The 12014-nt window shown below is 33.1% G+C and carries 11 protein-coding genes; 4 read left to right on the forward strand and 7 right to left on the reverse strand.

From position 1 onward, the window contains the following. Nucleotides 1-71 precede the first annotated feature (71 nt). Genes QFZ87_RS15705 through QFZ87_RS15715 form a run of 3 tightly spaced genes read right to left on the reverse strand, consistent with a single transcriptional unit; the run spans nt 72 to nt 1762 of the window. Nucleotides 72-608, reverse strand: a complete 537-nt coding sequence (locus QFZ87_RS15705; protein WP_309863092.1) for a DUF6241 domain-containing protein — start codon at nt 606-608, stop codon at nt 72-74. Further along, on the reverse strand, nt 595-798 hold the full coding sequence (locus tag QFZ87_RS15710) for a hypothetical protein (RefSeq protein ID WP_309863095.1): 204 nt from the start codon (nt 796-798) through the stop codon (nt 595-597). The genes QFZ87_RS15705 and QFZ87_RS15710 overlap by 14 nt, the downstream gene beginning before the upstream one ends. A 22-nt stretch (nt 799-820) precedes the next feature. Continuing rightward, nucleotides 821-1762 (reverse strand): hypothetical protein, encoded by a 942-nt coding sequence (locus tag QFZ87_RS15715; RefSeq protein ID WP_309863098.1) that lies wholly within the window; start codon nt 1760-1762, stop codon nt 821-823. A 175-nt stretch (nt 1763-1937) separates the two neighbouring features. Between QFZ87_RS15715 and QFZ87_RS15720 the strand changes: the two genes are divergently transcribed. Next, nucleotides 1938-3080 carry a helix-turn-helix domain-containing protein gene (locus QFZ87_RS15720; protein ID WP_309863100.1) on the forward strand — a complete coding sequence of 381 codons (1143 nt, stop codon included), beginning with the start codon at nt 1938-1940 and terminating at the stop codon, nt 3078-3080. Between the two features lie 1065 nt (nt 3081-4145). Here QFZ87_RS15720 and QFZ87_RS15725 read toward each other — a convergent pair. Then, nucleotides 4146-5141: an HNH endonuclease gene (locus QFZ87_RS15725; RefSeq protein WP_309863103.1), complete on the reverse strand. Its 996-nt coding sequence runs from the start codon at nt 5139-5141 to the stop codon at nt 4146-4148. Nucleotides 5142-5222: 81 nt separating this feature from the next. Next, nucleotides 5223-5549 (reverse strand): nucleoside triphosphate pyrophosphohydrolase, encoded by a 327-nt coding sequence (locus tag QFZ87_RS15730; protein ID WP_309863105.1) that lies wholly within the window; start codon nt 5547-5549, stop codon nt 5223-5225. Nucleotides 5550-6047: 498 nt separating this feature from the next. On the opposite strand from QFZ87_RS15730, the gene QFZ87_RS15735 reads away from it, so the two are divergent. After that, nucleotides 6048-7043 (forward strand): hypothetical protein, encoded by a 996-nt coding sequence (locus QFZ87_RS15735; protein WP_309863108.1) that lies wholly within the window; start codon nt 6048-6050, stop codon nt 7041-7043. 90 nt (nt 7044-7133) lie between these two features. Here the strand turns inward: QFZ87_RS15735 and QFZ87_RS15740 are convergent, their stop codons facing one another. Together QFZ87_RS15740 and QFZ87_RS15745 are read right to left on the reverse strand one after the other, a co-directional pair. Next, nucleotides 7134-8408: an ATP-binding protein gene (locus tag QFZ87_RS15740; protein ID WP_309863111.1), complete on the reverse strand. Its 1275-nt coding sequence runs from the start codon at nt 8406-8408 to the stop codon at nt 7134-7136. After that, nucleotides 8398-9540, reverse strand: a complete 1143-nt coding sequence (locus QFZ87_RS15745; protein WP_309863115.1) for a TerD family protein — start codon at nt 9538-9540, stop codon at nt 8398-8400. Before QFZ87_RS15745 ends, QFZ87_RS15740 begins: the two co-directional genes overlap by 11 nt. Before the next feature lie 337 nt (nt 9541-9877). On the opposite strand from QFZ87_RS15745, the gene QFZ87_RS15750 reads away from it, so the two are divergent. Together QFZ87_RS15750 and QFZ87_RS15755 are read left to right on the forward strand one after the other, a co-directional pair. After that, nucleotides 9878-10852 carry a hypothetical protein gene (locus QFZ87_RS15750; RefSeq protein ID WP_309863118.1) on the forward strand — a complete coding sequence of 325 codons (975 nt, stop codon included), beginning with the start codon at nt 9878-9880 and terminating at the stop codon, nt 10850-10852. A 43-nt stretch (nt 10853-10895) separates the two neighbouring features. Beyond that, a complete protein-coding gene (locus QFZ87_RS15755) occupies nt 10896-11879 on the forward strand; it encodes a hypothetical protein (RefSeq protein ID WP_309863121.1) in 984 nt (327 codons plus the stop codon). Nucleotides 11880-12014 lie beyond the last annotated feature (135 nt).

The raw sequence follows: 12014 nt of genomic DNA on the forward strand, positions 1-12014 counted from the left end.
GATTAGCGTTATATCTATCTTCCATACTTGCTCTGATTTTTGTTACCTTTATTATTTATAGCCTAATAACATTAATAGTATTCAGCTCTGTACTCCTCCTCCTCTTCTTTAGTAAGCAATCTCGTAGCTTTTCCTACATCACCTTCCTGAAGTTCCCAAATTTTATTATGATCGGAAACAGCCTGACTAAAATCACCCATTTGCCATCTTGTTAAGATGCTAATGTAGAGGTCACTGTTTGAAAGTCCATCCTGATTTTGCTTAAGTACCGCTAGTAATCTCTCAATTCTCTGTTGAGTTGGCTCTAAATGCCCTCGTTTCTCCGGAGCATATACTTTAGCATGACTCATTGAATGGATAGCATTTTGAACATAATCCTCAGTCATATCTAATGGAAATTCCTCGACTTCTTGCGATTCACTTACATAATCCTCACCAATATCTTCTTCACCACTGGTTGCCAATGTTTTAATGACATCACTTTCTTCAACTTTGTCAACAGACTCTTTAGTGTCCTTTGATTCTATTAAACTAGTAAATACATTGTATCCAAAACCCAACAATATAACGGCAATAAGGATAATGATCGCTCTTTTAGTTATCCCCATGATATCCCTCGATATAGGTTTGACCTGATAATTCCACCAAATCTTTTCTTAACTTTGGTGTATCTACCATCACGAATACTTGGTATTTTGGATTGTTCTTGTTCCTCATGCTATGGTGAAAATCATTACCAAGTTTCACTAACTCAACAAATAATGATTTCTTATAAATATTTTTCAGCCTCTTTTCCATGTCCTTCCACTCGCCTTCTTCGTTATCTTAAGAGATGTTCAATAACTAATGCGATTTTGTGATCGTATGGTTCAATCTCGTCAGCTAGACGTGACAACCGTTTTTCATAATAGGAATCTCTTTCCTTTAGATCATTCCCTCTCTTTAATTCCTCCCCAATTATTTTTAGATGCTTAATTAATTCAGACATCTGATCTTGGGAAGGTCTTAATTGATTGATAGTTTCCTGAAATGGTCCACTTTTTGCAGTTGTTATTAACTGCTCCTTAAAAGTATCTTTATTAATTTCATATTGCTCTTTACGGTGACCATTAGCACCAGATGGATGTGGAAAATTAAAAAGAATTGTCTTATTAACTATTTTCCTCTCGTCAACAAGAAATTTAAGTACATCAGAGACTACTTTGCCAGTAGGGATAATAACCGCATTTTTCATTTGATTTAGTTCTGGTACTAATAACTCATCGATCATTTTCAAGAATATATCTTGACTGAAGATCTTGGGGTTACTGCCGCTATAATTTTCACCCTCAATAAACACGGGGTATCTTAGAACTGATGATGTATGTAATAAAGAATGCTTTTCATTAAAAAGCTGTTCACAGCTATTAATTTGTAGAAAATGATGTAGCCCGATCCCATCTAGCATATCAATGAGGTTTTTTCTCATAGTAGTTCCGCCAAAGCTTGCATTATTCTTAGCGTTAGAAATTAATTGTTCATGCGTTTCTTCATCAATGTGATGACGGACGTAATTAAATGCTAGCTCCATTTGTGTCCAACCGGGAGTAATCCCTAAAATAATGACTTTCGCCTCTTTGTTTATGTATTCAAAAGGAGCCCAGTAAACTTCTACTTTTCCATCCCTAGCATATAGAAACTCATCAGTTAGCAAATCCTCTTTTTCGTATAATCCTTTTAAAGGCAATTTTCGTAAACTATTCTCAAAATTTTTAAAATACATGACTATTCCTCCTTGATAGGTAAGTGGTAAATAGTAAATTAGTAGGATATTAACCCAAGCAAACTCACAAATAACATCTTGTGAACTTTAATATAACTAATGTTAACGGTGTTGTCAATAAAATTTCCTGTGTGTTATTATTAACTTAACAAATAGTAAGGAAGGGTTTGTAGAAATGCCCAAATCCATTAATGAACGCATTAAAAATAGAAGAAAAGAATTAAATATGTCTCAAGCTGAACTGGCAAATCAAGTTGGCCTTAAACCCCCGGCAATAAGTCAATATGAATCTGGAGCGCGGAGGCCATCCTTTGAAGCTTTGAGGAAATTATCTTTTGCCTTGAAGGTATCTACTGAATACTTAGTTTCTGGAATTACTAAAGAACAAACTCAAGAACCACTTGACCATTCAGACAGGGTAATCCTTCGAATTATTAATTCATTGAAGGAACAAGATAAGGAAAAATTGGTTGAGTATGCTACTTTTTTAGCAACTGGTAGAAAAGTGAAAATTGATACTCTCTTCGAAACTGCTTCAGAATATGCAAATTTTTATCTTGAAGAAAAAATAGATAAAACCTTACCAATCGATATATACGGCTTTGCAAAAGAATTAGGTATTAAGGTGTTTGAAGATCATTTAGAAGAGGGTGAAGGAATTCTTATTCAAGTAGATCATCCCATCATTATATTGGATCGAAAAATGACAATTGAGACGAGAAGAAAATTCACTTTAGCAGCGTTAATTGGTCATTATGTTCTCCCCTGGCATTTAAAATCAAGCTATATCTCTAGAAAATACGAAATAGATAAGGACAAGCAAAAGAATTCAAGCAATCTGTTATTTGGTCACTCCACCCTTTTAACAGAAGAAGTCGAAGAAATGGAGGCAAATCAATTTGCATTAAACATTTTGATTCCTCCAGAAGAACTAATAACCGATTTTATTGAAAAAAATGCTACGATTGAATCAATAAAAGAACTTGCAGATAAAAAATATAATGTGTCTCTATTCGTATTGTTAAACAGATTAGTCGATTTTGCAGATGAAAAATATGCGGTTGTCCAGTCCAAAGATTCTAAAATAATCAAAAGGTTTTCAGGAAAACGTAGTCTTGTGTCATTTGAAAGAGTTGACGATAGAAGTAAAGCTGCGAGTTTTTTTACTAACCCAAGCATGAAGGAAGAGATTAGAGAAGGTGAAGTGCCAGCTTCTAGCTGGTTCAGTGACGCCAAAGAAAATGAGATGGTTTATGAACAATCGGTATATAATCCAGAGGTAGGAAGAGTACTGACTCTATTGACCATTGTTGAGTGAACTACTTTAGTATTTAATAAAAAATTGAAAATATTTTTTTAACAAGTTCCCCCATATTTAAAATTTCTGGAGGAACTTGTTTTTTTATTTTTTATTCATCTAGTAAAATATTGTTTTGCACTTTATGAAGGAGTTAAGTTGTTTTGCATAGAATTTATTACAAAACCGAATTGGAAGGGAATTACAGTGGGCATGCAGTGGAAAGTAAAAGAACAAAGTCATTTATTAATAGCAATTCCTTCTTACAGGCAAAAAAATTGAAGGTAAATCATTAAAGGAACAAAAAAAGCTAACCTTAGAATTAGCTGAAGAGATATTTGACCAAGTTCCTGACGTTCAGGGTCGAACAGTTAACGCAATAAATGAACGACTACCTTATTTAGAAAACCTCTTAGCAGGAGTTTTTGAACCACATCATTATGCAATCAAGGACCGTTTACATTATTCTACACTTCCTAGAGAAAATGGAAACAAGGAACCAAACATTTACAACCAACGTCATAAATACAATGGTGCAATGCCAGAGTATCTTCAAAATAAAGGTAATGAGAGCTAAGGATGGTCGATTTTTATGACAATAAAACTATTCGCTGAAATCTTAAAATATCCTTTTGTAATTATCTTTGATACAGATAATGGTAATAAACTACATAGGACAGATTGTTCATTTGTCACAAAGGAAAACTATGATTTAAAGGTGATTATTAATCAGGAAAAAAACGGGTATTATCAACCGTTGAATTCTTTAGACATTATCAATAAAAGTTCTATTAATATATGCAAAGTGTGTAAACCATATAAACCATGATTACTTCATCAAAGAAGGTAGAAACAAAATTAAAAAATCTTTCTACCTTCTTTTTTATTTTATTCTTAAACGGTTTACAATTACCGAGCTGAACCTCTTTTAATTCTACAAACACTAATATATGGACATAATTGCAATTGATATCTCTTCCAGCACTTTACCGCAGCGAATTTCTGTATTGACTTCAGTAAAAACAGACTGATAATATGTAAGATCTAACATGTGGTCACCCACTTAAAATAAAATTATGAAATAAATTACAGGACTATTTTCTTAGGCATCCAGACATCAGTAAACCCATTTTCAACTGAATAATGATATAGTTCCTTCAATTTTTTGTTTGTATATACTTTCATATCTTCTCTTACTCTAAGTTCCGGTATTACAATGAAGTTATTATTTCGTTCTATGATCGTTTCTAGAAAAAACTTATCAGCCAATTTGTCACTTTTAGATAAATTACAAGAACTGCAAGCTATCACTAAATTCCATAGCTGATCTGCTTGGACATAACTCCATGGAATAAAATGATCAACATGTAATGTTTCCTTCTTAATTGTTTTTCTGCAATAAAAGCATTTTCCGTTATAAAATGATGAAAGTACTTGGTAAAACTGATCTAGCGATGACCGTTTTGAGACATTCTCCACCTTTAAAAGCAAATTGGTAGTGTCTCCTTTTTCATTAAATATTTCTAAAAATAACGCCAAATGATAATTCGTTAAATAAGTTAATATTCGTTGAAACCGCTGCATAAAGGAATAAAAAGTACTGTTCAACCTTAGCTGTTCTTTACCATTATCGAAATCATAAATGGTGCAACCAGTGTCACCGTATATAGCTCCCATTACATTAATCTTACATCTTCTTGTCACTTTGTTAATGACCTCAATTTGTATCTCATTAGAAAGCTTATCAAAAACAAGTGTATTGGGTATTTGATACTTATTCTGTATATCAAGAAGTATTTTTTGAACCTCGGCCTTTTTATTGGACATATTAATTTGATTGAGGTCATGATGGATAACAAGGTTCCAATATATCTTGGCAAAACTGGAGAAAATTGTTGAATAATGTAATTCCAACTTATCATTAACATTATAAAGGTTTTCCAAAATTGACTTAATCAGAACAAACTTATATGTAGTAGAATTCTTTGACTTTGAAGAGAAAATGTAATTAAAATGAGCCCATATTTCTCTGTCTGTTAAATATGTAGCTTTCATTTCTCCAACTTGTAATTTATGACTCATTGGCCCCTCACCTGCTAATGCTATTCATTTGTATATATACACTTATTATCTATCAGTATTTTTCTACCATTCACTTAAATGTTACTCATCTTCAACCTCAATTAAAAAGATTTTTTCTTTGAATGCGCCACGCTTTTCCGCCTTTTTTCGCCGGATTTCCTCCACCTTATCATAGGACGCACCATGACAGTTAGCTAGGGCATGAATAATCTCAAGTAGATCTGCTATCTCTTCAAGAGCATTTTCATCACTTTCGGCATTTACATATTCTTGAAGTTCTTCAAAGCACTTGTTTTTTAGTTCTTTTATGTATTCATCGTTTTCTAGGATTCTTGTTGAATATTGCTTTCCAGTACTTTCAATTGTATGTGGTATGAGATCACGAACGAGTTTGTTATAAATGGGCATATAATGCACCTCCACTTAGATTATCTACATAATATAACGATGTCCCTTGTTTTCTCCTAACCGGCAGTCACTAGCTGTTACGAACTAAATGTAATCTTCATTCTAGTTCCGCACCGGCTTTCTTAGTGATCTAGTTAATATTATCTTTTCAGTCGCGTAAATATCTACGACGATTCTCTTTAAAAACCCACCAAACTCTTCCTGTACCTGGGCCTACAATCTTCCATTAAGAAACATTGATCTGGTGAATAAAGCGTTCTTTAATCTTCATTTTATAGCTGTGATTCCTTATTCCTTCCTTGTTTTCATCATGAATGAAAAAATTCATCAATTTGTATTTATGTACATTTCAACAAGGGTTTATACCATTATATAACAATATTATTTACTATCGATTCCCTAAACCACAAAATTCATGTGTAATTTTTACTATTAGTAGATTAACATCCTCTAATATATGGTAAATTAGAAGTATAAAAGGCTTTGGGAGAGTAGAAAATGAGGATAAAAAATGGAGTATCAATGATTGATTTGTGGCTTAAGAAGATAAAGAAATGCCAACTCATACAAAAAAATTGGAATGTATCATCCCATTTATTGGATTTACATAATGAAGATACGATAAAAGAAGTCATTGATTCAACCAAAGACTTTTTTTATGACAGATATAAGTTAAATATTTTTAGAGATACTGTTAGCCCTTATCAGTTTTTGAATCATGGGGAAATTGACGTACTGGGGCTTGAAATCAAATCTGGAACCATTGCCAACATTTATGGAATCAACACTACATTCCATGATATGGGTTTTATCTACTTAAAAGATAATACTAAAATGGAAAAAATAATAAAAAATATGATTAGAACTGCTATGCTAATCCACGGTTATTACGATATATCAAAAGGAACAATTATTTTTGCAGCACCAGACCTAAATCCATCTTTACAAGAACAACTCACAAATGCTGTAAAGTTATTAAATGAACTTTTCAAAGTTTATGGCTTTCAATTTACGTTCATTCATTACGTAAATGAAGAATATCAGATCCAAATACATAATCCTCTAAAAGACACACAATCATCAGTTAAAACTTCACCTCAAGTAAAAGGCATTGTAACCTCTAGTAGGAACACTATGGTTTCAAAAATGACTCAGCAATACATAAACAAAATTGCTGTCAGTAGTGATGATAATGAGAAAATTGGCCAACTAGTTCGCAAAGAAGTCGGAAAGTTGGCCAGAAATGGTCAACTTTCCGAGGAAATGGTTCAAAATTTATTAGATGAAAGATACTCAAAAGAAACATTCAATCTCAACTTTCCATTCCTTAGAAAAATTGAGAAGGGACAATATATATCGAAACAAAAATTTATCAATGGTTATGTGAGATATTGGAGTGAAGCATTTGTTATTAACGGGGGAACATATATTATTTGCAATAACTGGCATGAACGGCATAGGACGGAGTTTTTAAATTGGCTTGAATTAAGGTAATGCTAGGATAACGGTACTGAAATATAGTACAATTAAACACAAGTTCATGGTCACATTAAAAACTCCCTTTTATTAAGGGAGTTTTCTTTGTTAAGTCTCTATGGCTTTATGAGTTTCACCAAAAATTGCCGAACGATCATAGTTTGGATTCTGATGTAGAATATTTAATGCACCTAAAAATCCTCTTACCACATCTCCTACAGTCAAGTTTTCTAATGTCCCAACTCTTGCATATTCCTGTTGGATAAATTTTTTCATTTCCTCATTTGTCACAGTGCTTTGGTATCCATAATGGAATGCATGAATGTTTCTCAATTTTTGTAGTAGGACATATGTTTCTTCTTGTTTTAAGGGTTTTAGTTTAATAACAGGCTGAGAAAGGTCTCTAAATTCATTGGTTTCAAACCGATTGGTTTCTAATCTTCGTTTTAATGCGCCATAACTAAAAAGTCCCCTGCTTTCATCTTCTAAAAATTCTAAAGTTCCACTAAAATTGATGTAAAGACCTTCCATATTCCCTTGAACCGTATCATTATATATTTTTAATATTGTCTCATAATTCTTATCTCTAGTATGCGGGTGAGTAATTTTGTAAAGGTTAATGGCCTCATCAAAATTGATGACGAAACCAGAATATCCGATTTGTCGGACAAATTGGGAAAGAATCTTAATATAGTTATAATAATTATCATCATTGATGATATCCCGAACACCCAAGTCAGATCTAGCTTCTGTTTTAGTACGATATTCACCACGAATCCATCTTAGCGCTTTTCGCTGTAACTCTGTGTCATCTTGAATGAATCCTTGATAATAGCTCGTTATTATGCGAGCAAAATCATATCCACCCGTATATACATCCATTTGAGAGATGATACGGGAAATTTCAAGTTCTACATCCTCAACAAAAGTTGGGTTATCCAATTCAATCGAATGATATCCAACCATTTGGACGACTTGCTCTTGAACGTCGTTAATCCATTTATCAATAATTGTGCTCAAGGCTCCGCCTTCTGGGACAGTGAAAATAGATATATTCTTCATTAATTCTGTATAAAGGGCAACTCCCTTTTGTTCATTGCCATAAAGTCTTCTTTCTGGGGTGAAATCTGCTTTGGTTACCACAAAGTTCTCTTTTAAGGCAATTTGCTGGATTAATGCCTGAATAAAACTTTTACCACTCCCGAAAGAACCAATAAAGAACTTAACGACGGAAGATCCTTTTTTTACCTCATTAAGTTCCTTAAGGATCTGAGCTGCTTCCTGAGTTCTTCCCACTAATATGTACTGTAACCCCCTGCTTGGAACTACTCCTCCTGAAAGAGAATTCAGGATGGCGGTTGAATCACGTTTCTTAATGTTCATTTCTCACTCTCTCCTTAATCTTTTCAAATAAAGGTTCGAACTCTTCAAATACTTTGATTGATTCATTTTCGAGTTGTAATAGATTATCATCGAGGTGTTCAATTGCTTTCTCATTAATGTTATTAACGAATAAAGCTAAAAAAAGTCCATTTTTTTTCAAATATTCCTTTGCAGACTTTACAGCGACTTTTCCATTTTCAAACATTAATAGGAAGGTCTTATCTACTTCGGATAATGAATGAAAAAAGGAGTCTTGATCTATTTCTTCAAATTCAGTTTGAAAAAAGTGGGAATTTAGTTGGGAGTCAATTGCATTCAACTGAACGGTTTGAACTTCATCTTCTTGTGGGTCATCAAAGAGGTGAATAAGTTCCTCGCTCTGATTAGATAGAGTTTCAATTCGTCTTTCATTAAACTGAACAACAGATGAACGCTTTAACTGAACATGTTCTATTGGAGGCACTGGTACCGCTTCACCATCTTCTGATACTTCACGTACTAGATCCGTTTGAATGAGTTGATTATAATCTGTGGGTGGTTGAATCGTAGGAACTGGATTCTGAGATTCATCAATGGATGAATCAACCTCAATCCCATAATCAGCACATAAATCTGAAAGACCACCAAAAAAACCAGAACCAACAGCATGAAATTTCCATTCGCCTGAATATCGGTAAAGAGTGCCTAGTACCACAGCACTCTCTTTAGTGAATGTGTAATCAATAGGAAAAATAGCTAACTCCTGCTGAAGCCTAATGTTCATTATCCTTAATTTGATATCTGTAACATCTTGAAAAGTGTAACCATTTAGTTCTGATTCATAAATAGTAAGTGTAAACGAAATCTTTTGAACTTCATCGGAAACATTGGGAAGATTTATGATGAAGTGCTGTTTTTCGATCGTTGACAACGATTCCTCTAAGTTCACTGAACCGTTACTTGAAGTAGTCTGACCATAAAAAACAAAGTCCTCTTCACGCACAATTTTCTCATCATTTCCAAGCAAAAAAGCAGACACATCCACATCAAATGTTTTTGGTGCTTTCCAATCTAAACCAATATGTAATAAGTTCATGTCCGGATTATTTTTTGTTAATTCTATTTTTTGACCTTTTACCAAGGATAAGACCATAGAAAATCACTCCTTCTTAGGCTGCATTATCAATTTTAGGATTAATTGTTATACTCCTAGTATTTCCCTTAGGGCAGTTAAGATTAAAATGAATAGCAACATTTACTATACGAAATTACTAGGGGATTATTAATTGCCGAATAATGTAAATACACAATACTCTTATTATGCAATAAGACTTAAATATAAGCACGACTTTTTTCCCTTATGTATATTTTTTAGATTCCATTACTTTTTTTCCTTGGTTGCCGATTGGATTGGTTAGTCAGATTGGACGATTATCCAAAGTTTGTTATACTTTTCATAGATTAATGCAGTAGCACTGGGAGATGGAAGAATGCGTATACAAAATAAAGCATCATCGATTATTTCATGGTTGATGGAAATTAAGAAATGTCAAATGACCCAATTAAATTGGAAGGTTTCTACCCGCTCATGGGTATTACATAATGAAGATATAATTGAAGAAGTAATCGCATCTGTAAAGGATTTTTTTAATCAAAGATTTAGCTTTAATATCTTAGAAAATGTTGGTTCCACTATTCAATTCTTGAAACAAGGTAAGGTTAATGTAGTAGGACTTGAAATTAAATCAGGAACAGTGTCGAACATATATGGAATCAACACTACTTTCGACACAGATGTTAGTAAATTTGGATCTGTCTCTGCTAAAATCGAAAACATTCTTGATGAAATGATTCGAACTGCTCTGCTCATTCATGGATATTATGACCTCCCCTATGGGACAATTATCTTTGCATCACCTTCACTAGATTCATCCATAAATGGAGGGCTCAATGACGCAGTAAGATCATTAAATGAAGTCTTTAAACTTTATGGCTTTCAATTCACCTTCATGATATATACAAATGAGCAATATACAGTACATATACTTGACCCACTAACTAGTCAAATAAAAGGTAAAAAGGGACCAGACAAGAATACAAAAGAGTTAACAGAGACAATGCAAGATCAAACGAATGAAAGAAGTAACTTCCTACGAATAGGGATCCTCGTTCGAAATGAAATTGGCAAATATGCTAGCAATAATCAACTATCACACGATATGATCCAAAATTTATTAGATGAAAGATACTGTAGAGAAACATTCGGAATTAACTTCCCTGTTCTGAAGAAAGTCGACAAAGACCAAACCATAATTGAACAAATAAAGGTTAATGGCCTTAAACGATATTGGAATATGAGTTATATCATTAATGGCGATAAGTATTTACTATGTCACAGTTGGAGTGAAATCCATCGTCCGAAGTTTTTAAAATGGCTTGAATTGATGGATGAAATGGCAAATTAATTATAAATTATAATGTATAGAACTATATGTTGGGAGAATTAACATGGAAAATAGTGAATCATTACTTGTTTCATGGCTAAAAGATAGCAAGAAATGTCAGATCACTCAAACTCACTGGAAGGTTTCCTCTAGTTCATGGGTATTACATAACGAGGATACTATTGAGGAAGTTATAACTTCTTTACACGAGTTCTTTAGTGAAAGATTTAACTATACTATATTTAGTAATATGAAATCCTTTTTGAAGTCTCTACAACTCAGTGTAATTGATGCATTGGGAATGGAAATACTATCTGGAATTGAATCCAATCTTTATGTAATTAACGCTGATTTTAATCATGTAGGTCACAATGCTAAAAATATCACTCCTGTAATTGAAAGAATTTTAATAAATATGATTCGAACTGCTATGCAAATCCATGGCTTTTATAACCTCTCAAAAGGGACAATCATATTTGCAGCTCCTAAAACAAATCTGGCTATTGTAGAACCACTTACAAACGCGGTAAAAGCACTAAATGAAATTTTCAAGGTCTTTGGCTTTCAATTTTCCTTTATACTTTATCTAAATGAAGAATATCGAAACCAAATACTAAGTCCTTCTGTAAAAGTTGCTTCTCATACGAAGGTTGGGGTATCGAATATTAAGAATACCATCGCTGCAACAAATACTGAGGAGTATTTTAGAAAAGTTCAATCCAAAAATAGGCTGATTGGGATTGGACTGCTCGTACGATCGGTCATTCGACAACTAGTAGTAACAGGTCAACTAACAGATGAAACGATTCAACAATTGTTGGATGAGAGGTACTCGATGGAAACATTTGACCTCAATTCCCCACTCCTAAAACATATCGAAAAGGAAAAATTTTTAGAAGATCCCAAGAACATTGACTATAAAAAATATTCGGGTAGTATTTATAGCATTCATGGTCGAGATTATTTAATTTGTAAGGAGTGGGATGAAGATCAGCGTACGTTTTTTTTTGAAATGGTTAGAACAATTGATGGTAAAGTAAGACCATAACACAGCCTAATGTCTGATATTACTGTTCTAGTATTAAAAGTTCAATAATCAGGAGAAAAAATTAAGTTTATAAAAATAAGTATGTATGGCATATTTAATTACATTTACTTAACAATCAGGTTTTTCCTTCAAAAA

It is taken from the genome of Bacillus sp. SLBN-46, assembly GCF_031453555.1.
Lineage (GTDB): Bacteria > Bacillota > Bacilli > Bacillales > Cytobacillaceae > Neobacillus.

Bases quoted from the DNA above. Each gene is read 5' to 3' on its own strand.
- QFZ87_RS15705 (WP_309863092.1), bottom strand. From the start codon at position 608: ATGGGGATAACTAAAAGAGCGATCATTATCCTTATTGCCGTTATATTG.
- QFZ87_RS15710 (WP_309863095.1), bottom strand. From the start codon at position 798: ATGGAAAAGAGGCTGAAAAATATTTATAAGAAATCATTATTTGTTGAG.
- QFZ87_RS15715 (WP_309863098.1), bottom strand. From the start codon at position 1,762: ATGTATTTTAAAAATTTTGAGAATAGTTTACGAAAATTGCCTTTAAAA.
- QFZ87_RS15720 (WP_309863100.1), top strand. From the start codon at position 1,938: ATGCCCAAATCCATTAATGAACGCATTAAAAATAGAAGAAAAGAATTA.
- QFZ87_RS15725 (WP_309863103.1), bottom strand. From the start codon at position 5,141: ATGAGTCATAAATTACAAGTTGGAGAAATGAAAGCTACATATTTAACA.
- QFZ87_RS15730 (WP_309863105.1), bottom strand. From the start codon at position 5,549: ATGCCCATTTATAACAAACTCGTTCGTGATCTCATACCACATACAATT.
- QFZ87_RS15735 (WP_309863108.1), top strand. From the start codon at position 6,048: ATGAGGATAAAAAATGGAGTATCAATGATTGATTTGTGGCTTAAGAAG.
- QFZ87_RS15740 (WP_309863111.1), bottom strand. From the start codon at position 8,408: ATGAACATTAAGAAACGTGATTCAACCGCCATCCTGAATTCTCTTTCA.
- QFZ87_RS15745 (WP_309863115.1), bottom strand. From the start codon at position 9,540: ATGGTCTTATCCTTGGTAAAAGGTCAAAAAATAGAATTAACAAAAAAT.
- QFZ87_RS15750 (WP_309863118.1), top strand. From the start codon at position 9,878: ATGCGTATACAAAATAAAGCATCATCGATTATTTCATGGTTGATGGAA.
- QFZ87_RS15755 (WP_309863121.1), top strand. From the start codon at position 10,896: ATGGAAAATAGTGAATCATTACTTGTTTCATGGCTAAAAGATAGCAAG.